This is a genomic window from Vibrio sp. DNB22_10_4, assembly GCF_052879755.1.
Map to the genome: position 1 here is coordinate 788,228 of NZ_JBNNXW010000001.1, position 24,551 is coordinate 812,778.

23 protein-coding genes are annotated in these 24,551 nt (G+C 46.3%); 8 read left to right on the top strand and 15 right to left on the bottom strand.

Annotated features, from left to right (window positions below):
* Positions 1-36 precede the first annotated feature (36 nt).
* Positions 37-1,407, top strand: coding sequence for an NAD-dependent succinate-semialdehyde dehydrogenase (locus ACVA6Q_RS03370; RefSeq protein WP_446646517.1), 1,371 nt, complete (start codon positions 37-39; stop codon positions 1,405-1,407).
* A gap of 45 nt (positions 1,408-1,452) precedes the next feature.
* Here the strand turns inward: ACVA6Q_RS03370 and ACVA6Q_RS03375 are convergent, their stop codons facing one another.
* The 6 genes from ACVA6Q_RS03375 to ACVA6Q_RS03400 all read right to left on the bottom strand — a co-directional run bounded on the left by ACVA6Q_RS03375 (position 1,453) and on the right by ACVA6Q_RS03400 (position 10,224).
* Complete coding sequence (locus tag ACVA6Q_RS03375; protein ID WP_446646518.1) at positions 1,453-2,484, bottom strand: metal-dependent hydrolase; 1,032 nt, start codon at positions 2,482-2,484, stop codon at positions 1,453-1,455.
* A gap of 171 nt (positions 2,485-2,655) precedes the next feature.
* Positions 2,656-5,490 (bottom strand): FAD-binding and (Fe-S)-binding domain-containing protein, encoded by a 2,835-nt coding sequence (locus ACVA6Q_RS03380; RefSeq protein WP_446646519.1) that lies wholly within the window; start codon positions 5,488-5,490, stop codon positions 2,656-2,658.
* 21 nt (positions 5,491-5,511) lie between these two features.
* Positions 5,512-6,177 (bottom strand): LutC/YkgG family protein, encoded by a 666-nt coding sequence (locus ACVA6Q_RS03385; RefSeq protein WP_446646520.1) that lies wholly within the window; start codon positions 6,175-6,177, stop codon positions 5,512-5,514.
* 13 nt (positions 6,178-6,190) lie between these two features.
* Positions 6,191-7,627 (bottom strand): LutB/LldF family L-lactate oxidation iron-sulfur protein, encoded by a 1,437-nt coding sequence (locus ACVA6Q_RS03390; RefSeq protein WP_446646521.1) that lies wholly within the window; start codon positions 7,625-7,627, stop codon positions 6,191-6,193.
* Positions 7,624-8,382: a (Fe-S)-binding protein gene (locus ACVA6Q_RS03395; protein ID WP_446646522.1), complete on the bottom strand. Its 759-nt coding sequence runs from the start codon at positions 8,380-8,382 to the stop codon at positions 7,624-7,626. The genes ACVA6Q_RS03390 and ACVA6Q_RS03395 overlap by 4 nt, the downstream gene beginning before the upstream one ends.
* Positions 8,383-8,532: 150 nt before the next feature.
* Positions 8,533-10,224 (bottom strand): L-lactate permease, encoded by a 1,692-nt coding sequence (locus ACVA6Q_RS03400; RefSeq protein WP_446646523.1) that lies wholly within the window; start codon positions 10,222-10,224, stop codon positions 8,533-8,535.
* A gap of 166 nt (positions 10,225-10,390) precedes the next feature.
* On the opposite strand from ACVA6Q_RS03400, the gene ACVA6Q_RS03405 reads away from it, so the two are divergent.
* On the top strand, positions 10,391-11,290 hold the full coding sequence (locus ACVA6Q_RS03405; RefSeq protein ID WP_353499553.1) for a LysR family transcriptional regulator: 900 nt from the start codon (positions 10,391-10,393) through the stop codon (positions 11,288-11,290).
* Between the two features lie 18 nt (positions 11,291-11,308).
* Here the strand turns inward: ACVA6Q_RS03405 and ACVA6Q_RS03410 are convergent, their stop codons facing one another.
* From ACVA6Q_RS03410 to ACVA6Q_RS03420, 3 genes are all read right to left on the bottom strand, one after another.
* The gene (locus tag ACVA6Q_RS03410) at positions 11,309-12,913 is read right to left on the bottom strand and encodes an SgrR family transcriptional regulator (protein WP_446646524.1); all 1,605 of its coding nucleotides are present in this window, start codon (positions 12,911-12,913) and stop codon (positions 11,309-11,311) included.
* Positions 12,914-12,938: 25 nt separating this feature from the next.
* Entirely contained in the window at positions 12,939-13,127 is a 189-nt protein-coding gene (locus ACVA6Q_RS03415) for a hypothetical protein (RefSeq protein WP_446646525.1), read from the bottom strand.
* 128 nt (positions 13,128-13,255) lie between these two features.
* Positions 13,256-13,858, bottom strand: a complete 603-nt coding sequence (locus ACVA6Q_RS03420) for a hypothetical protein (protein WP_446646526.1) — start codon at positions 13,856-13,858, stop codon at positions 13,256-13,258.
* A 92-nt stretch (positions 13,859-13,950) separates the two neighbouring features.
* Between ACVA6Q_RS03420 and ACVA6Q_RS03425 the strand changes: the two genes are divergently transcribed.
* Positions 13,951-14,247, top strand: coding sequence for a YnjH family protein (locus tag ACVA6Q_RS03425; RefSeq protein WP_112462483.1), 297 nt, complete (start codon positions 13,951-13,953; stop codon positions 14,245-14,247).
* Positions 14,248-14,297: 50 nt separating this feature from the next.
* On the opposite strand, the gene ACVA6Q_RS03430 is transcribed toward ACVA6Q_RS03425, so the two are convergent.
* Positions 14,298-14,597, bottom strand: a complete 300-nt coding sequence (locus ACVA6Q_RS03430; protein ID WP_353499548.1) for a YfcZ/YiiS family protein — start codon at positions 14,595-14,597, stop codon at positions 14,298-14,300.
* A gap of 501 nt (positions 14,598-15,098) precedes the next feature.
* Here ACVA6Q_RS03430 and ACVA6Q_RS03435 point away from each other — a divergent pair.
* The gene (locus ACVA6Q_RS03435; protein WP_353499547.1) at positions 15,099-15,560 is read left to right on the top strand and encodes a TetR/AcrR family transcriptional regulator; all 462 of its coding nucleotides are present in this window, start codon (positions 15,099-15,101) and stop codon (positions 15,558-15,560) included.
* 95 nt (positions 15,561-15,655) lie between these two features.
* On the opposite strand, the gene ACVA6Q_RS03440 is transcribed toward ACVA6Q_RS03435, so the two are convergent.
* From ACVA6Q_RS03440 to ACVA6Q_RS03450, 3 genes are all read right to left on the bottom strand, one after another.
* On the bottom strand, positions 15,656-16,513 hold the full coding sequence (locus ACVA6Q_RS03440; protein ID WP_446646527.1) for a heme ABC transporter ATP-binding protein: 858 nt from the start codon (positions 16,511-16,513) through the stop codon (positions 15,656-15,658).
* Entirely contained in the window at positions 16,510-17,544 is a 1,035-nt protein-coding gene (locus tag ACVA6Q_RS03445; protein WP_353499545.1) for a FecCD family ABC transporter permease, read from the bottom strand. Before ACVA6Q_RS03445 ends, ACVA6Q_RS03440 begins: the two co-directional genes overlap by 4 nt.
* Positions 17,545-17,631: 87 nt before the next feature.
* Complete coding sequence (locus ACVA6Q_RS03450) at positions 17,632-18,486, bottom strand: heme/hemin ABC transporter substrate-binding protein (protein ID WP_446646528.1); 855 nt, start codon at positions 18,484-18,486, stop codon at positions 17,632-17,634.
* Between the two features lie 207 nt (positions 18,487-18,693).
* On the opposite strand from ACVA6Q_RS03450, the gene hutW reads away from it, so the two are divergent.
* The 3 genes from hutW (at position 18,694) to hutZ (ending at position 21,237) form a co-directional block, all read left to right on the top strand.
* Positions 18,694-20,121, top strand: a complete 1,428-nt coding sequence (hutW, locus tag ACVA6Q_RS03455; protein WP_446646529.1) for a heme anaerobic degradation radical SAM methyltransferase ChuW/HutW — start codon at positions 18,694-18,696, stop codon at positions 20,119-20,121.
* An 8-nt stretch (positions 20,122-20,129) separates the two neighbouring features.
* Positions 20,130-20,636: a heme utilization cystosolic carrier protein HutX gene (gene hutX / locus ACVA6Q_RS03460; protein ID WP_446646530.1), complete on the top strand. Its 507-nt coding sequence runs from the start codon at positions 20,130-20,132 to the stop codon at positions 20,634-20,636.
* A gap of 64 nt (positions 20,637-20,700) precedes the next feature.
* Positions 20,701-21,237 carry a heme utilization protein HutZ gene (gene hutZ / locus ACVA6Q_RS03465; protein WP_042495440.1) on the top strand — a complete coding sequence of 179 codons (537 nt, stop codon included), beginning with the start codon at positions 20,701-20,703 and terminating at the stop codon, positions 21,235-21,237.
* Positions 21,238-21,393: 156 nt separating this feature from the next.
* Here hutZ and ACVA6Q_RS03470 read toward each other — a convergent pair whose 3' ends face one another.
* Complete coding sequence (locus tag ACVA6Q_RS03470; protein WP_446646531.1) at positions 21,394-22,758, bottom strand: MATE family efflux transporter; 1,365 nt, start codon at positions 22,756-22,758, stop codon at positions 21,394-21,396.
* A 101-nt stretch (positions 22,759-22,859) separates the two neighbouring features.
* Here ACVA6Q_RS03470 and ACVA6Q_RS03475 point away from each other — a divergent pair, with 101 nt between their 5' ends.
* The gene (locus tag ACVA6Q_RS03475; protein WP_446646532.1) at positions 22,860-23,807 is read left to right on the top strand and encodes a LysR family transcriptional regulator; all 948 of its coding nucleotides are present in this window, start codon (positions 22,860-22,862) and stop codon (positions 23,805-23,807) included.
* Here ACVA6Q_RS03475 and ACVA6Q_RS03480 read toward each other — a convergent pair.
* Complete coding sequence (locus ACVA6Q_RS03480) at positions 23,797-24,540, bottom strand: DsbA family protein (protein WP_446646533.1); 744 nt, start codon at positions 24,538-24,540, stop codon at positions 23,797-23,799. The two genes, ACVA6Q_RS03475 and ACVA6Q_RS03480, sit on opposite strands and share 11 nt — an antisense overlap.
* Positions 24,541-24,551 lie beyond the last annotated feature (11 nt).

The following is a 24,551-nucleotide window of genomic DNA, read 5'->3' on the forward strand; positions in this document are numbered from 1 at the left end:
TACTTGCCGGCTTACTCTTTCCCCCGGAGAAACAACATGGCGATAAGAACATTAAATCCATATACCAATCGTATAGAACAGCAGTTTGACACTTGGCAAGACGCTCAAGTCGTCGAGCGAATTGATACGGCTCAGACTGCTTTCGAAGCGTGGAGAGCAACAAGCTATCAAGAGCGAGCGGCTTTGCTTTCTAGCGTTGCATTGCTGTTAGAAGAGCGTGCAGAGCACTATGCAGCTCTTATGACGACAGAAATGGGTAAATTGCACAGCCAAGGTGTCGCGTTGGAAATCCCACTGTGTGCTCAAATATGCCGCTACTACGCTGAGCATGGCGAGCGCTTTCTTGCTGCGGATCCGATTGAAGAAGTCGCAACAGGCCGAGCCGAAATTCAAAATCACCCGCTGGGTGTGATTTATGGCGTCATGCCTTGGAACTTTCCGTTTTATCAAGTGATTCGTTTTATTGCACCGAACGTGATGGTAGGCAATAGCGTTGTGTTTAAGCATGCATCTAACGTTCCTCAGTGTGCAAAGGCGATCAGTAAACTATTTGAAGATGCGGGTGCGCCAAATGGATTAGTGCAGCACCTATTTGTTGCATCGAGCCAGTCTGAGCTGATTATTGCTGATAAACGAGTACAAGGTGTGTCGTTAACGGGCAGTGAAAAAGCTGGAGCAAGCGTGGCTGCGCTGGCCGGAAAGTACTTGAAAAAAGTGGTCATGGAACTGGGCGGTAACGACCCGTTTATCGTGCTTGCTGATGCCGACGTAAATAAAGCGGTAGAGCTGGCTACAATCGCGAAGATGTTTAATTCTGGCCAGGTGTGCATTAGTGCTAAGCGATTTATTGTTGCCGATGAAGCTTATGATGAGTTCATAGAAAAGTTTGCTGCAGCGCTAGGCAATCTAAAGGCGGGAGATCCTATGGATCCTCAAACCGGGTATGCGCCTGTCGTGAGTGTTCAAGAACGTGATTATTTACTTGAACAAGTACAACATGCCGTTGAACAAGGTGCTAGCTTGGTATTGGGGGGTGAGTCAGAAAACCTCGAAGGGGCATGGCTCAAGCCAACTATCCTTGCCGATGTTACTCCGCAGATGGATGTGTTCGACCAAGAGCTATTTGGACCTATTGCCGTAGTATATCGCGTTAGCAGCGATGAAGAGGCGATAGAACTTGCTAATAACAGCTCTTATGGATTGAGCTCTGCTGTCATTTCAGAAAACATCGATCGCGCCAATGCGGTCGCCGGGGCTTTGGACTGCGGCGCATCGTTTATTAATACCTTCTCAATGTCGGAGGCATGCCTCCCATTTGGCGGTATTAAAAACTCTGGTTTTGGTCGTGAACTAGGCCGATTGGGGCTGGATGAGTTTGTAAACAAGAAGCTGGTTAGGTTCGCATAACTTTGACTCTACGGTCGAGCATGTCCATGTTGGACATGCTCGTCGTTATTTCATTTCAGTACGCTGGTCATATTGAGAGCGACCAAAAAGCATGTTGTAAAATCGCTGCCTGTCTTTTTCGCTGCTGCTGCGGTGAGTGAGGTAGGTAACGTGTTCGTTATCGGCGGCATTTTCAGACAAAGAGATGCTCCACAACGCATTGAGCTCATTGGGAACAATGGAATATCGTACGTCGATAATCCTCTGATTACTCTGTTCGCTAAGAGCCACAAAACCATCAGAAAACCAAGAAAAACGCCCGATATCTTTGGCTTGCTGCGAATTTTCATGTAACCAAGGAAACGCTTTTTCCTCGTTTAGCTTTTCTACATTGGTGCCAGGATACACAGTCAGCTTTTGTCCTGCTCTCACCGCATCAATGTAAAACCTTCCGTCAGCTTCATAGATAATCTTCCAAACCAGAATATTGCCAAAACTGGGTTTCGCTTCGAGCCTAACTGGGCTGTGATTACGCTCGTTTGCGACTTGCCAGCCTGTGCGCTCTGCCCTGTCTCTTTGCAGCATGCCTAGGGTTGGATAAATTAGTGCCCATAGGAATGCGACTCTTGCAATTGCTGGGCTTCGCTTCCACAGAGCAATAGCCAACACGATGAGCAGTGGGAGCGTGAATAGGGGGTCGATGACAGAAATGCTGTTCCAAGCAAAGCGCTCATTAGTCAGCGGCCAGAGTAGTTGCGTGCCGTATGACGTGCACGCGTCTAAAAGTCCATGAGTTGCATAACCAAGTGTGCAATAGAGCCAAGATTGCTTGAATGAGAAGCTACGCTTTTTGGCGATCAGAGGGTGCAAAAGCATGGCACAAATAAGGCTACCTATCGGGATAAACAGCAGTGAATGAGTAAATTGGCGGTGAAACTCCAAAAACAACAGCGGATCGTGCGAAGAGCGGATCAATACGTCTATATCGGGTGCTAGTCCAGAAAGCAGACCTAAAACCCCCGCGACCACAAACCTAGGTCGGTTACTCACCGATTGCGATAATGATGCTCCCAACAGTCCTTGTGATAATGGATCCATAAATAGTGCTTTGATCGCCCGAGAATAAATAACTGAGAATACAATAAGCTATAGCAGTAAACCGTTAGAAGCGACAAGGCGAATGGGAAAACTAACGGTAAAAATGAATCTGCCATCAAAGCTTTTAGACTTCGATGGCAGATAAATTAAGTTGAGTGGGTCAATACTCGATTAGGACTGAGCCGGAGAGGCGACTTCATCGACAAGATAAAGAATCGATTGATAAGGGATCCCGCTATGGTGAGAGAGGCCAATTTCACAGGTAATACTGTTGCTAAAGCCTCGGGTGCACCCTTGTGGTACTTGTGCCTTAAGAGGTGCTACAGCCGCTTCATTGAGTTCTGGAGTAGTGAAGCCTTTGTCACCTGCCCAACCACAACATTGAATATGTTCTGGGATGATGACGTTGCTAGCACAAGCTTTTGCGAGGGATAGCATAGCGCTTTCCAAGCCCATACGTCTTGAGCTGCACGTGACATGCAGCATCACGGTTTCATTGATTGGCGATAGTGTTAGTTCGCTGAGCAGATAATCACTGACGAATTTTACTGGTTCAACAATGGTCATCGGTTTAGTGAACTGCTCTATGCTGCGTTTCGCGCATGGGCTGGTGTCCATCAAAATAGGATATTTGCCATGCTCCGAAGCTTCCCATAAAGCAAGCTCTAGCTGTTCACTCTTTTGTCTGGCGATGTCGGTCATTCCTTTGCTGTCATAGGGCATGCCACAACATTGGTCACTGAGTGATTTTGGAGTGATGAGTGATACTCCCGCCTTTTCTATAAGTGACATTGTCACCTCACCAAGGGAACGTTGGTCATATGCGTTGGATTGAGTACTCATATTGCGGCTGGCACAAGATGGTAAATACACCACTTTTTTGTCTTTCGCCATTAGGTTATTTGAGAGGTTTCGGCTGTCAAACTTGGCTCCTCGCGGTGTTTCTGGTAGCCAGGCTGGGGTAGCGTTTTTGGTGATTTTGCGTATTCCTTCGGCGGCCTTAACGACACGCTCTTGGCCTAGGATATTAGTAGCAACCGCACCACTTTTGAGACCGAATCGCGCTATGGCTGTGGTCGCGGTAAAGTGATCTGCCGTCCACTTGGCGAACGGTCGGAATTTTTTGTATTTCGGCTCTCGAAGTTTCTTAATCAGATCACCGGTGTTGATACCGACAGGGCAGCGATCGGCACACAACCCCGTGGCTGCGCACGTATCGATGCCTTGGTACTCAAAGACTTGCTCCAGTTCTGTCGCCTCAACCGTTTTACCAGCGGCTTTGCGACGTTGAAGTTCACGGAACAGAACAATGCGCTGACGAGGTGAAAGGGTAAGGGTGCGAGACGGGCAAACTGGCTCACAAAAACCACACTCGATACAGCGGTTCACAATGTCATCGGCAGCGGGCATAGGTTTGAGATTTTCGATGTGCGAGTGGGGATTGTCGTTAATAATCACACCAGGGTTGAGCAAACCTTCTGGGTCGAAGAGTGTTTTGATTTGTTGCATCAGCGCGTAGCCTTCTTGTCCCCATTCCAGTTCGACATAGGGAGCCATATTGCGCCCTGTACCGTGCTCAGCTTTCAACGAACCTTGGTATTTGACGGCAACAAGATCGGCCACATCATCCATAAAACCGCCGTAGCGGTTGATCTCTTCCTGGCTATCAAATCCTTGGGTAAACACAAAGTGCAGATTGCCCTCTAGTGCATGGCCAAAAATGATGGCTTCGTCGTAGTGGTATTTGTCGAAGAGTTGCTGCAAGTCACGCACGCCGGCCGCGAGGTTTTCTACTGGGAAAGCAACGTCCTCAATGATGACGGTGGTGCCGACTTCTCGCACAGCGCCAACCGCTGGGAACATGCCTTTGCGAATGCCCCAAAGCGTGGCAACAGTTGCTGGATCAAGTGTGAATGGTACAGACTCGACGATAGTATATTCGCTCAGCGCTGTCATTACCGCGTCGGTGTGGCTATCTAATGTATGCTGGCAAGACGCATGAACTTCCACCAAGAGCGCGGTCGCTTCTAGGTCGAGTTGCTGAATGAACTCGGGCATGCCTGGTTTATCTGCCACTGAGCGTAGAGCGCGTCCATCCATCATCTCTACTGCGGCAACTGGCGTTGTTGCTATCGTCGTTACTGCCTTACTTGCTGTTTCAATATCGGAAAACACCAGCAAAGTAGAGGCTTTGTATTTGTGTTCCTTGACCGTGTTATAGGTAATATCAGCGATAAAACCTAGGGTTCCCTCGGAGCCAATCATCAAATGCTCTAGAACTTCGATAGGGTCGCTGTAATCAACGAGCGCATTCAGTGCGTAGCCAGTGGTATTTTTTAAGCGGTATTTATGAGCAATTTTCTCGGCGAGCTCGCTGTTGGCTTTGGTTGTCTCTGCAAGGTGTTTGAGCCCTTCAATAAATTCAGGTTTGTCCGCTTTAAAGCGCTCGATACTTGCCTTGTCTCCGGTATCTACCAAGGTGCCATCACTCAGCACTATCTTCATGCTGTCGACGGTTTTATACGAGTTTTGTGCGGTGCCGCAACACATGCCGCTCGCGTTGTTGGCAGCAATACCGCCAATTTTACAGGTGTTGATAGACGCAGGGTCTGGGCCGATTTTACGTTGGAATGGGAGTAGGTATTTATTGGCGTCGGCGCCGATAACACCGGGTTGAAGGCGGATTTTGGCGCCTTGCTCAAAGATAGTATGTTCGCGCCAGTCGTCAGTGAGAGCGATAAGGACGGAGTCAGACACCGCTTGGCCTGACAAACTGGTGCCAGCGGCGCGAAAGGTAAATGGAATACCGTGTTCACGGCAACACTGGATAGTAAATATCACCTCATCGAGATCTTTAAGGCGCAGCACGATCTGTGGGATCAGTCGATAGAAGCTCGCATCGGTACCATAAGCTAGGCGCTCTGCTTCACCGGTGATGATGCGCTGGGAGTCGATTCTGGAGGCGAGTTGCTGTTTGAGCAATTCATAATCGCGTTTGTGACTCATCTTGGTGTCCTTTATAAGTTCTTATTCGTCTTCCAATAACAGTACGATCAACTGACTCGGGCCATGGGCGCCGTAGGCGAGCGTTTGTTGAATGTCCGCGGTTTTCGAGGGGCCAGAGATTAAAAGCGCATTGGTCGGCATGTAATGATCCCAATTGTTCTCTTGCATCACTTGCAGAAAATGTCCGTAAAGCGCTGACTTTTTGACGACTGCTATGTGACTTGGTGGCACTAGAGATAGGGTACGCGGCTCGTGCTCGTTTGGCCACAGTACCAGTGCGCCTGTGTCTGCAATACCGCCTAGCGTGTGGGTGATGCCGACATCAATATCGTTAAAAAGCTCGGCTTTCCAGGCTTCGATTTTCTGGTTGAATGACGTCACTTGTTTATCTTGAGCGGCAGCTTCGAAATCGCGGATGAATTCTCCTGCTGTCCCTATGGCAACGCGATTGAAGCCGTAACTGTTCATCACATCACGTAGGGCTTGGGTAAGTTCAGAGCGCTGTATTGTGCGAACATCTGCATGATTGGCGCTCATCATGTCGACAAAGCGCTTCGCTTTGTCATCAATAGTGATATCTGGATGACTACCCCAAGGAAAAAACGCTAATTCTTCCGCTGACTTTGGGGTGCGTTTAGCTTGTTTGAGTCGGCCAAGAATAGTGTCTTTGGCAAGTCTAGTGTTCATCTTGGTTTCCTCGCTACTGCTTATCGCTTTTGGCTTTGCTGCGTTCAGCCATGATCTGGTGTAAGGTTTTCTTAGCCGGTTTTGGGCTGGTACGGCATTGTGTCCAAGCGCCGAGTTTATTCGGGATAAGATTTTGCAGCTTGGTCGCCATGTAAGTGCCTGTGTGATATAAGTTTGGATTACTTGCTGCGAGCGCGAACCCTTTCATTGCCGCGGTTTCAAGACCACTGCTGGCGGCGTTTTGCCCTTTCAGTGCTAGTGTTTCTTTTTCCGCTTTGTTTTTGGCTTCTTTACGTAGGTGAAGCAGCATGTCCGGTATCGGAATTCGTACTGGGCAAACCTCGCCACATGCACCGCAGAGGCTAGAAGCGGTAACAAGGTCTTTGGTTTTATCTATACCCAGTAAGTGAGGCGAGATAATCTTGCCAATAGGGCCTGGGTAAACTGTGCCATAAGCATGACCGCCAATTTTGGTGTAGACAGGGCAGTGGTTCATACATGCGCCGCAGCGAATACATTGTAGAGTCTTGCGAAGCTCTTCATCGTGGTACGCTTGGCTACGTCCGTTGTCGAGCAAAATTAGATGCACTTCTTGCGGGCCGTCTTTCTCACCGTTTTTGCGAGGAGAGGTGATCATGTTGAAGTAAGTGGTGATGGCTTGCCCAGTCGCAGAGCGAGTTAACGCGCTGTAAAGCGGTGGTACATCAGACAAAAACTCAACGACTTTCTCGATACCGGTGATGGCAATGTGCACGTTTGGTACCGTTGTCGACATGCGGCCGTTGCCCTCGTTTTCAACTAGACACAGCGTGCCGGTTTCTGCAACGGCAAAGTTGACACCGGATAAACCAATATCGGCTTCGAAGAATTTTTGTCTCAGACGGGTGCGGCCGGTTTGAATCAGGCTATCTACATCTGTGGTAGGTTTGAAGCCATCGAGATGTTGCTCAAAGGTGTCACTTACTTCCTGCTTATTTTTGTGAATCGCTGGCATGATTATGTGAGAGGGCTTGTCGCCATCGAGTTGAACGATGTATTCGCCCATATCACTTTCTAAGCATTCAATACCGAGTTTCGCCATCTCATGGTTCATCTCGATCTCTTCGCTCACCATGGATTTGCCTTTGATGATTTGCTTGGCATCGTGTTCATCAGCAATAGCGGCAATGATGGCATTCGCTTGTTCTGGGTTTTCTGCCCAATGAACTTGAATGCCATTTTTGTAGCAATTGAATTCCAACTGTTCGAGAAGTTCTGGTAACTTGCTTAGGCAGCGTTGGCGAATGGATTCGGCAAGATCTCTTATCTGCTTCTCTTCCTTTTCGTCACTAAATGCTGTTTTACGCTTATCACGCAGATAATCCATCGCACCACGAAAGTTTGCTCTGAGCTGTTTATCACCTAAGGCATTTTTGGTTAGCTGGTGGAACTGTTCAGGAGTTTGACTCATTGTGCATTCTCCTGTGTTCGCTCAAGAAGAAATGAGGCTAGATGACGCCCTTTGATGGGCTTTGCTTGATATTCAAACGCGCCATTGATGTTGAGAAGGCATCCCCAGTCAGCACTCACCAGCGTATCGGATTGGGTCGCTTCGATATGGTGAGTTTTGTCTTTCACCATCGCTTCGGAGATATTCGGGTGGCGTACAGAGAAACTACCACCAAAGCCACAACACTCGCTTTCATAGTCTTGCATACGAAGCTCGACATTGGAGAGTTGACTCAGTAGTTCGGTCGCCGTGACGTGGACGTTCATTTCACGTCTTGCCGCGCAGGAGGTGTGCATAACAACGCTTGTTGGTTGGCCTTTGTCGTCAAGTTTGACGCGACAGACATTAACGAGAAACTCGGTAAGTTCAAACACTCTGTCGCAGAACTTATCGACTTGAGATTGATTGTTATCCCCCTTAAATAGGCGGCGATAATGGTGATGCATCATGCCACCACACGAACCGGACAGAACAATAATCGGATACTCTTCAGGAAACAGATCCATCTGGCTTTTTGCAACCTGTTTAGCTTCTGATTCATAGCCCGATGTATAGGCAGGTTGTCCGCAACAGGTCTGTTTTTCGACGAACTCAACTTTAATGCCTTGTTGCTCTAAAAGGGTCATGGCATCTAAGCCTGCTTTGGGGTCAAATACGTCTACTAGGCAGGTGGCATAGAAGTAGACCTTGCTCGGTTTTGAGGGATAGATTCGCATTGTATTGCTCCAGCACTAGACCCATTTTTATGGGTTCATATTTTTATATAGACTAGTTGTAAGGTTATGAAAAATAAGCGCACTTACCTTCTTGAAGTGTTTCACAACTTTGCCGATAGTCGGCAAGTGCGCCTCTGACTAAAACCTAAATCAGCTCATGAGTGTATCGGTCACATGAAAACCGTACACCATTGCCAGTCCGATAAGGCCAGTGACAACTAGGTAGTAGAACGTAGGGATAATGGTTTTTCGCAACGTCAGACCTTCACGGCCGAGTAGTCCCACCGTGGCAGAAGCTGCGACGACGTTGTGAATAGCAATCATGTTACCCGCAGCAGCGCCAACGGCTTGTAAGGCAATCACAGCGGTCGTTGAAATAGTCAGTGTCTGAGCCACTTCAAATTGGAACTGACTAAACATCATGTTCGAGACAGTGTTAGAGCCTGCGATAAAGGCACCGAGCGCGCCAATGGTCGCACTCAAGGCTGGGAAGGCTTCACCAACTAGAGCGGAAGCAAAATTAGCTGTGGTTACTGGCATGCTTGCGAGATCAGCGCCGTTAACACCGGAGTTAATAAAGATACGAACCATAGGAATGGTGAACACGAGAACAAAGCCTGCACCAATCAGTGTCTTACTCGATTCACCAAACGCTTCGACTAATGGTTTTGCAGAGCGCGATTGAATGATGACCGCAAGGATAGCAACGAAGACTAAAATCCCGCCTGGCAGATAAAGGGGCTGAATGGCCGTACTAATACCCGTCTCACCAAGAATATTACCGAATGACAGGCTTACACTGGTTAGGAAACCCTTGAACTCGCTGCTTACTCGGCTTGCGACAAGGATAACGGCCAGTAAAACATAGGGTAGCCATGCCACTGTCATTGACATCGGTTTGCCGGCATTTTGCTTAAGATCCATTTTTAGCGAGCCAAGCCATTCTGCTGGCCACTTATTTTCGCTTTCAAAGTCCCACTTTGATTTGGGAACGAGAAAACCACGTTTGGCTGCGCTGACGACGATCGCAAGGCCAACCAGACCACCAATCAGTGAAGGGAACTCAGGACCCAGTAGCACGCCTGTTAGTGCGTAGGGAACGGTGAATGCAACACCAGCAAAGAGTGCGAAAGGAAGGATATCTAGACCTTCAGTCCAACTGCGGTTTTTACCAAAAAAGCGAGTCAGCATCATCGCCATAAGGACCGGCATCAGCGTACCCACACAGGCATGAATAATGGCAACGTTAGCGGTGATTTGCTGTAGGTAGAGATCCCACGACGCTCCTTGGGAAACCAATGACTCGCTGATGTTATGCGTATCTAAACCCTTGTTTACACCAACGATGATTGGAGTGCCAACCGCGCCAAAAGAGACAGGGGTTGATTGAATCATCATACCCATCAAAACCGCGGCTAGGGCAGGAAAGCCAATCGCAACTAGCAGAGGTGCTGCTATCGCAGCAGGCGTGCCAAAGCCGGATGCGCCTTCGATGAAAGACCCGAAACACCAAGCGATGATGATGGCTTGAACGCGGCGGTCAGGTGAAATATCGGTAAAGCCATTACGAATCGTTGTAATAGCGCCAGTGTGTTTCAGTGTGTTGAGCAAGAAGATGGCGCCAAACACAATCCAAAGTACGGCAACGGTGATGCCGAATCCTTGGAAAATGGACGCTAAAACACGGGTAGCGGACATGTCCCAAGTGAATAGGGCGATGACTACGGTTAGGCCAAACGCAACAGGCATGGCTTTTTTGGCTGGCCAATTCAATCCCACCAGAAGTATGGCTGCAACCACAATGGGAGAAAAGGCAACAAGGGCAAGTAAAGTTTCAGACATTAGCGACTTCCTTTTGTCTTGGCTGACTGTTGGTGTTGAGTGAGTCAGCCGCGTCGTGCTTATTATTTTTGTAATAGGGTTGTTAAGGTGGGGTAAATTTATCCCTTTCTTTTTTGGTGATATAGAGAAATAATGAAAATGATTATTTCCAAAAATGACATAAAGTATGCGTGCAGACGATTTGATCCTGTTTTATCAGGTAGTAGAAACTGGGGCGTTCAGTCGTGTTGCTGAGCAAAATAACCTTACAAATTCAGTAGTTAGCAAACGAATTGCAAGGCTTGAGGAAGAGTTAGGGGTTCAATTATTATATCGAACAACGCGCAAATTAACGCTAACTGAAGCCGGTAAGGCGTTAGTCCATGGCGCTAAAAATGTGAAGCAAGCCACCCAAGAAGCAATGGAATCGGTGTCGGGATTTGGTGAAAACGTCAGTGGTCACATCAAAATGTCGGTACCAACCATCTCGGGAGACCTCATTTTGGCCGATGCTGTGGCTGAGTTTTGCAATATGCATCCGGGTCTTTCGGTCGATATGTCATTGGACAACCGCTTTGTCGATCTTGTTGATGGCGGATATGACTTAGTCATCCGTACCGGCTATTTGGAAGACTCAAGTCTGATTGCGCGCCATATTCTGGACTCCCAGTGGGTGGTGTGCGCATCTCCATCTTATATTGCGAAAAACCGCAAGCCACTAGAGCCTGAGGATCTGACTGAGCATAACTGTTTACAATACGCCTATCAGACGACGGGGGCGTCGGAGTGGGAGTTCAAAGGAAGTAAAGGCAACTATATCGTACGCGTGTCAGGCTCTTTCTCTACCGATAATGCGACTGCACTTCGCAAGGCGGCTCTGGGAGGACATGGTATCGCTTATGTACCAAGGTGTTTGGTATATCACGATATACGCAATGGCCAGCTGGTGGATATTTTCCCGGATCAAGTGGGCAAGAGGCTGGGTATTTACGCTGTCTATCCATTTACCCGTCAGCCTCCAAATAAAGTGAGATTGCTAATCGAGCATATTCGTACACGCTACCTTGCGATTTCGCACTACTTTTAATGAGCACGATACTAGGTGTTAAGCGCCAGTGGAGCTCGGTTTTTGCTGGATCCATAGCCTTGAAAAGTTACACCAACCGATGGAATTGATTTCCACACCGCGAATCCGAGAGGGGATGGTTAGGGTTAAGTCTTCGGATTTGATGATTGCAAGTACGTTGTCTTGATATAGCCATACCAGTAGTTCATCTAAGAGCCGCTCTCTTTCTGTCGAGTTGTGCGCATGCCTTACTGTGCTTAGCGCCTTACTCAACTTATCTTGCTGTTTCCAATTAAGATTGTTGTGCCAGTGTGGGTAGAGCTTGAAGAAGGCAAACAGACTGGTAGCTCGGTCTCCTTCTAATCGGATGCCACCAATAGAGAGTGCTTGGTTAGTCTTAGGATGCCCGTAGATCACTTGCGTTCCATGCCCTTGCGAGCCGCCAAGCGCTAGACCTTCTTTAAGTTTTTTGGCGAAGGTACGATTTTCGTTGTTGTTTTCATAGCTAAATTCGATTGGCAGAGACGAGCACAGTGCTGAGGACTGCTGTTCAGAGAACAGTGACTCTAACTGATGTTTGAACTTGGTATTTTGAAGCTCTGTGTGGTTGAGCAATAAAAAGAAGTAACCAATATCGGCGGTGGCGACTTTATAGGTTTCCTCCTCGTCGTTAAGAAAGAAAAAGTTTTCTGCACATTTTTTATCTTTCGCCCATTCCTCATGAATCCAAAGTTCTATATGTTCTACCAGCGCATTGCTACCAGAGTATTGACTGTGCCGAGTAAGACGCAGCAATTTTTCTGAATTCACAGTGACCGAAAATGCACCGGAGCCAATGGGTTTGTATACGCTTTCGGCTCGGTGCACCATACTTTTGGGCAAAATAGCGGCTTCTGAGCGGCATAGGAGAGCAAGAAAGTGAGGGTCAGGCTCTGTTAGCTCAATGGTTATTTGATACGGGGAGTTTGCACTGATAGAGTCGATGTGATCATACAGACGACTCCAATAGGGAGAACTAGTCAGAGCTAGAAGGCTTTCGACAACGTCTAACGCGCTGAGTGGCGTTTGATCATGAAAAACAACGCCGGTACGCAGGTAAAATGTCCAACTGCGATAGTATCGGCAATGGCTCCAACTATGTGCAAGCTCACCAGTAAATCTTTCCTCACTTGATGTCACTAAGGTTTGAAATACTTCATGGATTAAATGCCGCTCGGTTCTCTCCATCGCATGGTGAGGATGTAACCAGCTGAGCTTGCGATGAAATGGCGCATGCACCGTATTCTCGCTTTCGATGGTTGCGTGAGTGAGATACTGCTTCAGCGCACTAGCAACATTACGATCGTTGAAGCCGATGAGCTTATGAGCAACATCGTACTTGCCTTGTTCAGTTGCGATATCGACTTCGTTATAGCAGGCTTGAAGTGGCTCAAGCAGGCAGGTAAGACTACCTTTCAAGCCTCGGCCTCGAGCGGGCTTCCAGCAAAGCCAACCGCGCTCCGACATCTGCTTGAGTAGTGTTCGAGCATGTCGCTCGCTGCAGTTCATTGTCTCCCCAATCGCAGAGACGGTGATAGTGTGAGCGCCAGGCCCTAGATGTCTAAATAGGTTTTCGTAGAGCTCAAGTTTACGTTTGTTAATCATGTTAGCCCGCTAACAAATGTTCCGGTTATTTGCCTTGTTTATCGCTATCTATACCTAACTCTAGTCCCCAAAAGGCGTCGGTATCAAAGAGTTCATTGAGACGTTCGGCGCGCTCAGCTGGAGACAAGTAGAACAGCTTGGCTAGTAGTGTGTCATTGGTTTCGTATTTATAGGTTGATTGAAAGTAGTTTGCAACGTAGTTGAAAAAAGCCATGTTTGTATCTCTGTTTACTGTTGATGACAACAGATTACAGAATGCAGATAAAATAAAACCGGAACAGATTTTTCAACTGTTCCGGTTTACTGTTTAAGCATGACTCTGTTTAAACATGATATCTGAACTTAGCGTGCGACCGCACCACCAAGTGTTAGATTGTCCGGCCACTGTGTAATCACATTACCGCCAAGAAAGATGTTGCCATTGACGGTCATGGTTTTGGGGAATTGAGTGATCTTTGAGCCACCAATATATAGGTTGCCTTCGATAACAATGCCTTCGGGAAGTTCGGAAATAGGCGTTCGAACTAAACTTAGGTCTCCGTTGACCAGCATACCGTTAGGCAGTTTTTCAATGGGTGTATCACCCAGGTTGATGTACCCACCAGGAACAACACCTTGCGGCCAAGCTTTGAGTTGGCTGCCTAAAAAGTTGGCGTAACCTGTGATTTTGGTTCCTCTTGGCATGAATTCCACTAAACTATCTGAAGCATCTAGGCTACCTTTGATCTCGAGATTTTGCGGCATCATTTTTATCGGTGTTTTGGCGATATTCAGATTGCCTTTGACCACTAATCCATTGGGAAGGCTGGTATAAGGTTTATTGCGTAGGTCCAAATTGCCGTAGTTGTCTAGATGGTTGAGAATTTTGTAGTAATCAAGCTCAATGGCACTTGAGGTTGAGGCTAGCAACAGTAGAGACAAAAGGGCAATGGTGGATCGAAGCATACAGTTTGGGTTCGCTATAATTGGCAACAGAATATTTTCGAAATCTAGTCTGTCTAGAACATGGTCAGTTTGGAAACGTTAGGTAGTTTGCAATGGAAAAAACAATTTCACAATGGAAATCCACACGCGTTGTGATGCTCGCCATTGTTGGCGCGCTGGTGGCGTCGACAGTATCGGCGAAAGTCATTACCACGCCTGGTTCGGATGTCGGTGCTGCGGTACTACTGTCAGATTCTAAGTTAGGTAAACGGGTTTGTTATTACAATGATAAGGCATACTCATTAGGGGCGGTCATCAATGTTGAAGGAGTGGTTCTTCAATGTGTGGCTGAGCAAGATTTTGAGATGAATGGACAGCTCAAGTGGAAGGCATTAAAAAGCGAGCAATAATGCTCGCTTTAGTAAACTTGTGCTTTTTTTGGCACCAGCTAATTGCGGTATTAGCGCGCTAGAGAGCGCGTTTTTAGTTCAAAAATCAGCTTCTCTGCACTCACTTCAAACTTGAATCGAGCTGTAAGCTCTTTGCTCTCTTCACCAAGCTCAGAAATTTCAAATTCAACGTTCTCTGACACAGTCTTTGCCAAATCGATGTATTTTTGAATTTCTGCTTGTAGCTGAACTTGCGATTCGCCGAATAATTGTACTTCTGCGACGTCATCGCCTTCCTTGATGATGAAACCCATTTCTCCAGCAACGCCACAAGCGTCACATACGGTTGGTTCTTCATAGGTGTTTGACATAACGATACCTCTCATAAAATCTGTGGTTATTCTATAACTGTAGAAATTAGGTATCCAGCAATAAATTCACTGCTTCTAGGCTAAGTGTTAGTAAATGATGCACGAGCTTAAGCATGATTTTTTGAATATTAGGCTTTGGTGTAATAGAAATTGTAAATATCTATTTGTTTATCAATAGCTTTTGGATATGCAAGTGGTGTTGTTTGTTTGTGATTGAGTTCTCAAAAATGAGACTCTTGTACTAATGATATAGTACAGATTAGTACAAGCCTTAGTGCGAAATGGTAGACTTTATAAGTTACTAATCAATAACTTGATTTTTATATTATTTTAAATGGTATCTGTACCAAGTATGTGTCTCGTGTATGGTTTGCTGTCAGGTTGCCGTAATCTGTGTTTGAGCAAATTGATACATAAATGGATAGAAAATTACAGCGAGCACTGCTTTAATTATGGTATAGCATACAGCGTACGCAGATAACGATTAGAGAAGCTTAAGAAATGCCAAAGCGTAGTAAAGAAGATACTGAGATTACGATCCAGAAAATCATGGAAGCGGTCGTTGATCAGATCATTCGTCTTGGTTATGACAAAATGTCGTATACCACATTAAGCCAGCAGACAGGTATATCAAGAACCGGAATTAGTCACCATTTTCCAAAGAAGACGGATTTTACCGCCGCACTAGATGGACGTATCTTCAAAATGTTCGTTGAACATCTGGAGTTTGAAAAAGGCATTGATGGATTTACAGTAAGTTGGATTAATTCTCTTAAGAATCATGAGTTTTTAGCTATTCTTAAACTACTTTTCCACCATATTGTCACTTCAGAAAACTCACACGAGTTTGCCTCTAAGGGGATTGATCGCCTTTATAAGCTGGTTGAGACGCAGTACGGTGAAGGTAGTGACAAGGAACTAGAATGGCTTATCGGCCGTTCATTGATCCAATTGACTAAGTAGTCATCGACTCCTAGCCATAGCTGGCAAAACAGTAAGATGAAAACCGCTCAAGATAGAGCGGTTTTTTTGTATCTGAAGCTTATTGAGTTGGAGATCTATTGAGGTAAGACTAGCGGAAAGTTATGTTTCGGATGTTTGGTCACCATAGAGTGGTAGCCATATACCTCTTCAATCAAGTCACTGGTGAGCGCTTGCCAAGGGGCATCATCCGCGACGATCTTTCCATTATCTAGGACGATCAATCTATCTGAATATTGAGACGCGAGGTTAAGATCATGAAGTACAACCACTACAGCTGCATTTTGCGTATCGGCTAGCTCTCTGGCGATTGCCAAGGTATTGTGTTGATGAGCGAGATCTAATGCTGAAGTAGGCTCGTCTAACATAAGTATCTTTTGATCACCTGATTGATGTAACTGTGTCAATACTCTAGCGAGGTGCACACGTTGCTTTTCCCCTCCTGAGAGCGAAGGGTAAAGGCGCTTTGCTAAATGCTCTACGTCTGCTGTACCCATATAGCGCTTAGCGAGTGATTGTGTTGCGTGGTTGCAGATCTCCAATGGAATAGCGCCAAGCTCAACAACTTCAGATGCCAGAAATGGGAACGACAAAGTACTGTGTTGCGGCAATAGTGCCAGGTGCTTTGAGAGCCGCTGTGCTGGCCATTGGGTTCTTGGTTTACCGAAGTAGCGAATGTCAAAACTTGAAGGTGTTTCTCCACATAGAAGTTTAAGTAGGGTGCTTTTACCTGCTCCATTCGGGCCAAGCAATGTGGTGACTTGCCCAGAGTAAAGGTCAATATCGACATCATCCAATATCACTCTATTCCCAAATCGCATCTTAAGACCACGCGCTGAGATAGCGATGTCATTGAGACGGTTTTTAACGGGATTTTTTCCAGGGAGACTGCTTTCAAGGAGACTGTCTTCAACAAGATGGCTTTCAAGACTCATACAAATTTCCCTTTTTGCTGAAATAGCAGGTATAAGAAGAATGGTGCACCGACAATTGCCGTAACGATGCCTACAGGCAGCTCTGCGGGCGCAACTGCGACACGAGCGACCATATCTGCTGCGGTCATGAGCAGAGCGCCAAGTAGCGCGGACAAAGGTAGCAAGGTACGGTGGTCTGGACCTGCTAGCATGCGGCCTAAGTGGGGGATAACCAAACCAATGAAGCCGATCAAGCCTGACACGCTGACCGTAACACCCACACCAACCGCGGTGAGTAAAATTAACTGTCTTTTTAGGCGTTGAACCGGAATACCGAGGTGCTTCGCTTCAGACTCACCAAGTAATAAGGCGTTTAGTGCCATCGCTTTTTTGTAAAAGAACCAAAATAGAATGAGTAATGTTATGGCTGATAAGGAAATTTTGCCCCAACTGGCTCCTGCTAATGAACCCATAGACCAAAGTGACAGATCGCGAAGCATTTGATCGTCAGCGATGAAATTCAGATAGCCAATAGCCGCGCCCGACAAAGCACTTATCGCGACACCCGCAAGCAGCATTATGGTGACAGATGTGCCAAATTTACTTGTGCCTAATCGATACACCAAAATCGTGGTCAGTGCTCCACCAAAAAAGGCGAATACAGGCACAACCATTAGTGCCATAAACTCAGGGAATTCGATGCCTAACGCAGCAAAACCAACAATCGCCAATGCACCACCAAGTGAGGCTCCCGCGGACACGCCAATGATGCCTGGTTCGGCCAATGGATTACGAAATAGCCCCTGCATGACAGCGCCGCAAACCGCGAGAATGGCACCGACCAACATGCAAAGCAGTGTTCGAGGAAGACGAATATCGTGGATGACTAAGTTGATATGCGGCGCCAAATCATTAGTCGCCATCGTCAGCGATTGAATACTCTGCCAGAAAGAGATGTTCATGGGGCCGACGGTAATGGAATACACGGAAGACAGCACCAGCAATATCGCAAAGGCTGAAAATACGAGAGTGTTAGAGAAATTTCTTAGCATAAAAATCTTAAAGAAAGCAGGGTGTTAAGATGCAATAAGTTGGAGGAGGTATAAGCGCACTTTGCACTATTACCCCCAACAAGCTAACTATGGGTAAAGGAGCGCGTTAATGCGTTTTGCCTCTTCTAGGCTCTTTAGACCAAGACCACCTACCAAAGCATGGCCGTCAATGGTTAAAATGGCATTATTTTGCCCAGCAGGCGTTGCTGACAACATTGGTAAGGCATCAATAATCGCAGCACTACCGCCGAGCTTCGCGTAACTGCGGCCGCTCACAAGCACCACATCTGGCTGCATCTCAATAATGGCTTCATTTGAGATTGGTTTGTATGACGTTAGCGATGCGGCGGCTGGGTTTTTACCCCCTGCCAGAGTAATGATGGCATCTGGCGTCGTGTCACTACCAGCAACGTTTGCTGGACGGCCTTCATGTATTAGCAAGAATAAGACTTTCTTTGTTTTATGCTCTACGGTCTGATTCGTCTCTAAATCCTTAACTATTGTGGCAACTTGTGATTTTAGGGCGGGTGCTCTGTTTTCTGTGTGGGTTAGCGCGGCGATTTGGTCAATGCGTTTGTTTAGACCAATGATTGTAGGATCGTTATTCACCACCTTGATATCGACACCAATCCGCTGCAACTGATCTAATGTTGTCTTTGGCCCCATTTCATCTGACCCAATAATCATAGTCGGCTGTAGTGCTAAAAGGCCTTCTGATGATAACGCTCTGTGGTAACCAACTTTAGGGAGTGAAGAGTCTTTAGGAGTAATACTAGTGACATCGACGCCTACGAGTTGACTCTCTGCATCAAGTGCATAGATAAGTTCGGTGACTGAAGCGCCAGCGCTGACGATTTTTTCATTACTGGCGGCAAAAGCTTGACCACAAGCTAAAGAAAAAGCGGTGCCAGCTAAAAGTACGTTTTTAAGAGCGTGTTTCATTGTCGGGATCCTAAGCAAACCAGTGCTTTCCATAAATGGGTTTTCTAGGCGTACAAGTATGTTGTTGCCCTGAGTTTTATTGGATTATGCATGTTAATGAAAATAATATCAATTATCATTTGCATAATCATTGTGGGGCTATTATGATCTTTCTCGTTTTAGATTAAGCCTTATACAACAGGGCGTTGATAGTTATCGTGAGCAGTTATGAAAATTGATTTAAGTCAACTCGATGAGTCACATTTAGGGGTAAATACCCCAGATCCATTGCGATTTGCATTCGGAAAGAAGACCTCACCCCATGCGGGTGGTATGGCCGTACCAATCCAATCGGAACGATACGAAGGCTTGTTTAAAGACTTAACCGCTCAGACAACCTCTCGCAGTAAAAAACGTTGTTTGTACATTCATATTCCATTTTGTCGTGTTCGTTGCACTTTTTGTAACTTTTTCCAGAATGCTTCAAGTCGTCGATTGGTCGATGACTATTTTGAAGCTCTTATGAAAGAGATTGAAATCAAATCAAAGCTAGAGTGGACCCAAAGTGGATTATTTCATGCTGTCTATATTGGCGGGGGTACGCCAACAGACTTATCTCCCGAGCAGGTGCGTAAGCTAGGGAAAGCTATTCATGCCTCTTTCCCTCTAGCGACTGACTGCGAAATTACCCTTGAAGGGCGCACCAACCGTTTCAGTGAAGAGATGTTTGATAACGCACTTGAAGGTGGCTTCAATCGCTTTTCGTTTGGTGTTCAGAGCTTTGATACTAAAGTGAGAAGAAGTGCTAAACGTCTTGATGATCGAGAAGTCGTTATGGAGCGACTCTCTCAACTAGCGGTACGCGATGAGGCGCCAATCGTTATAGATCTGCTCTATGGACTTCCTTATCAAACACTTGAAGTATTTAAACAAGATCTCAAGGATTACATGGAAACAGGCGCTCACGGTGTCGACTTATACCAATTGGTGGTGGGTGGATCGGCGCCAATGATTGGATTAGTTGAAAAAGGGCGCTCTGAAGCACCAGCAACATCCGCTGAAAAAGCCGCTATGTACAACCTTGGCGTCGACTTCATGAATAAGCAATTCGTGAAGCAGTTAAGCGTGAATCACTGGGCAAGAGATAATCGAGAGCGCAGTCAATATAACAGCGTTGCAAAAACATTTGCCGAAGTATTGCCTTTAGGGGCAGGAGCAGGTGGCAACATAGGCGGCTATGGAATGATGCACCATCGAACGCTAGAAGCTTATATGGACGCGATGCGCTCAGGTAAAACAACCGTAGCAATGATGAGCAAGCAAAGTCACTATGAGCCTGTGTTGGCAAGCCTTAAAGCCGGTTTCGATAGCGGCGTTGTGCGCAGAAGCATGTTGGTGAACTTTGAAGGTGAGAATACCTTTGATCTACTCACACCGCTGTTTGAAATTTGGGAACAAAATGGGCTCGTTGAATTGCATCAGGACTACCTTGTTCTTACCGTTGCTGGCGCTTTTTGGTCTGTAACCTTGGCACAAGGTGCTATCGCTGCAATCAACACAATGATTAAAGATAAACCACAGATGCCAAAAGGTATGGGTCATCCACATGCCATGCAGGCTCAAAAACATCACAAAGCAAAAACAAACGCTGCATAGGAAATACAATGACAACTGAATTGAAGCAAAATGTTGCAAATATCTTGGAAACTGAACCATCACTATTGCCAGCTGCTATCGCAGAACAACTGGGAGTGAGTGAGCGTGATGTAGTTTGTGCAATGCCTGAAGAAATGGTGGCATTCGAAAACGGGAATGTTGCACAAGACATTCTAGAATCAATTACTACGTGGGGACCAGTGACTACGATTGTGCATTCGTTTGGCTCTATCTTTGAAGTTAAAGCTCCATTCCCGAAGGGCAAAGTAGCGCGTGGCTACTACAACCTGATGGGTAAAGAGGGCGAGCTACATGGCCACTTGAAGCTAGATCTGATTAAAACAGTAGCTTTGGTTAGTAAACCTTTCATGGGTAATGAGAGCCACTATTTTGGTTTCTTTGATGAAGCAGGAAACAACGTATTCAAGATTTACCTAGGTAGAGATAAAAAGCGCGTACTATTACCAGAACAGGTAGACAACTTTAAGGCACTGCAACAAAAATTGCGTGGCTAGTAAGTGGCCAGGTTAAGCAATAGATTTAAAACATAATAATTATTAGAGAAAGTGAGGTTTCAACATGGATCAACAAGTTAAGCAAGAGCGCCTACAAGGACGTCTAGGCCCGGAAATTAAAGAATTTCGTCAAGAGCGTAAAACCATACAACTAGCCACGGTTGACCAAGAAGGTCGCCCAAATGTCAGCTACGCACCGTTTGTACAAAATCAAGATGGCTATTTTGTTTTGATTTCTCAAATCGCACGTCATGCGCGTAACTTAGAGCAAAACCCGAATGTATCTTTAATGATGATTGAAGATGAAACGGAGAGTAAGCAGCTGTTTGCAAGAAAGCGTCTGACCTTTGACGCCGTTGCCTCAGTTGTGGCGCGTGATACAGAACAATGGAAGTTAGTTGTTAGCCAAATGAAAGAACGCTTTGGCGAAATCATTGATGGATTAAGTCAGCTCGAAGACTTCGTTTTATTCAATTTGAAAGCGGAGCATGGTCTGTTTGTTAAAGGCTTTGGCCAAGCTTATCAAGTGTCTGGCGATGATCTTGTCGACTTTGTTCACCTTCAAGAAGGTCACCGCAAAGTAGCAGATTCTGAAGCTTAAACAGATTAGTGAGTTAAGAACGTTTACATAATAAACGTGTTGTCATCTAACATATCGTCATCCCCTTGAAAAAGGGGATCTTTCACGGCGAGTGACTCGCATAAATTGGGTGCAATACTCGCTGACAAAGATCCTCACGTGCGGGAGGATGACGGTTTAATGTGTATTACTATATACACTATTGTGAACTAGGTTTGGTCGAGAAGCCGCCTTGAGCTCATAAACCAATTGAGCGAGCAAAAGCACTCCAGTCGCAGCAAGGCCGACCAGTATACCGCCCCAGATCCCAGCAAGCTCATAGTGAGACATCAATAACCAAGCCGCGGGAAGGCCAAATATCCAGTAACCGATGGCGGTCATGATGGTCGGCAAAACCACAATTTTCATTCCACGTAGAAGGTTAATTGCCAGTAGTTGCCAAGCATCGACAACAAAACAAAGTGCCACGACCCATATCAACGAAGAAAGCATATCCGTGAGCATGTGTTCGCCTTCTCCATCAAGCTGGAAAAGGTTCGCTATGGCTTCTGGCCATACAATAAAAACAACCGCCAGCACTGCGCTTAAAATAGTAACGAGGGCAAAACTGCGCTTTGAGACCGCTTTAACGCCATCTAGATTGTCATTACCGAACTCTTTACCCACTAAAATAGCGGCAGCTTGCGAGAAGCCGAAGTTGATGTTCCACGTAAAGCTTAAACATTGCAGTAAGATCTGATGTAGCGCGAGTGCGGTTACACCAATAAAACCGGCCATAAGGGTTCCGCCGTAAATCAACCCCATTTCGAGCGCAGCGGCAATGGCAATTGGAATACCCATCGACAGCAGTGGCAACATGAGTCGCCATTCGTATTCTTCTAAGTGAAGCCAAGGAGCAAATCGGTAATATGTAGGGCGCTTGAATACCCAGTAACCATAGCCAATCAATACCAATGTGGCGGCTAGTGCTGTGCCAAGCCCTAGTCCGGCAATACCCCAACCTAAATTGAATGCGAGGAAGTAACTAAACGGTACGTTCAAGGAGACGGTTGCAAGTGACATGATCATCACGGATTTAGCGTCGCCGTAATTGCTGGTCAAGCCCCGTAGAATAAGGAGCAGCAAAGTAGGTAACATGGCCCACTTGAGCGTGTCGAGGTAGGTCATTGCCACGACAATCACTTCTTCAGACTGCTTGGCCATTCGTAGGAAATCTGGGGCAAAAACAAACGCTGAAGTCAGAACAATGGTTAGAAGTAGCGACAGCATCACGGCGCCTTTAACCGCGAGTCGCACTTGTTTTTTACCATGTTCAGGTCTTGCAACACTTTGGCCGTAAGCAATAGCAATTAAGTTAGCGACACAACCAACGGTGCTGCCTGCAACAAGGAAAACAAAGGTATAGACAGATGCGCCAAGACCACCGCCAGCAAGGTCACTAACGCTCAGTTGTGCCATCATCCAGACGTCAGTAAGTACCAGCGCCATAGCAATGAGCTGTGAAATGATAAGTGGTGTTGCGAGTGACAGAATGCGCTTCATGAATAATTCCTGGTGATGACATGCATATTTTAGATGCATACTTATGGTGTTCAATTAACATTTATGTCACGCTGGCATTCCTACAGATCATGTGATTAATTATGAACCCATATTCGAATATTCCTTACTCACATAATGCTCTAAAAGTGTTTGAAGCTGTTGCGAGGCTTATGAGCTTTACGATGGCAGCGAAAGAACTGCATGTCACGCAGAGCGCTGTGAGCCGGCAAGTTAAGCAGCTTGAGGATGAGCTCAATGCATCTTTGGTTATTCGTGGTCACCGTTCAATACAACTCACGTTAAAAGGGCAGGCGTTGTATGAAGTGCTGGGCAGAAACTATGCGGCATTGCAGTCATTGCTAGACTCTTGGAAGGAACCGGACGCTAGTAAAATCGTTATACGAGCCGCACTGAGTTTCGCAACACGTGCTTTGCTACCAAAAATACAGCAGTTGAATGAACGTTTTCCCAGCTATGAAATCGCCGTCATTCCGGTGATTGATGAGGAGGAGAGCTTAGGGAAAGGGGACTATGATCTGTTTGTATTCACTACGCGCAACAGTGCAAACTACGAGAATGACCCTGAGATATTCTTCATGCGCGAGGAATACATGGCGCCCGTGTGTACCCAACAGTTGATAGGGGATAGACGTGATATTGCGCATCTGCTAACGCTACCAAGGCTGCATCCAACCCTGGATCATCTTGATTGGCGATCTTGGCTTAATAAGATCCATCACACAGACAGAAGCGTGCCCCGAAACTCCACCTTTTTCACGCTTGATCTTACACTTAGTGCTTGTCTATCGGGCCATGGTGTCGCAGTTACCGATCTTCTGCTCGCATTGCCTGAACTTGAGCGAGAGTACTTAGTCTGTCCTGAGAACGCTCGAATACATTCAAGCGGTTGGCGATACTTTTGCCATCAACGTACCCAGTCCCCCATCGTAGAAGAGCTGGTGGATTGGCTGAAACAGGAAACAGTCGAAGAGCTCAGAAAGCTTCAGCAGCTTTCTGAGCGACATGGTTGGGGACCGATTAGAGACTAGCTTTTTGTTGCGATTGGTGTTTCTTCACTGCAGCTTCTAGCTGTTCAAAGGGAATGAATCCTGGGATCAGTTCATCGTCAATAAACATGGCTGGTGTACCGCGAAGTCCTAACGCTACAAATGTCTTGTAGTTTTTAACGAGCGATTCATTGATAGCTGTATCGCCAGAGAGGTAGGCTTCCGTTCTTGTTTTCTTCGCAATCGCTTCTAGTGATGCTTTGTCATGTAACCCAGGCTTGGCCACAAGCAGACGGTTCACTTCAGCAAACTTTTCTGGGGCGTTTTGCCATACCTTAATAGCGAATGCGGCGGAGTTGGTTTCAAGACCATCAATAACTTGCTGTTTTAATGGAACATAGATATTGATGACTTTTACGTCGGAATCCTTGCCTGCCAATTTCGTCAGAGCACTATCTAAGCGTTTACAGTAGGGGCAGTTGTAGTCGGTGAAATTAATGATCACCGTTTTGCCATTCATGTTGCCGGTTACGCTATGGATTGTCGTGTCGTTTAACCAGCTTTCGCTCTGTTGCTTGGCTTGCGTAAGGAGTTTCTGGCTCTCGACATATTGCTGCAAATTAGCATGCAGATCAGTAATGATTTCAGGGTTTTCGTTGAGTAGTTTATAAATCCCTTCGAGTTGCTGCTGTTGTTCATTCGTCAGTTCTGCATGAGAAAGTGTCGGCAGTAAAACTGCCACTGTCATAGCGATAGAGAGAATTGTTTTTTTCATGTTTTGTCCTT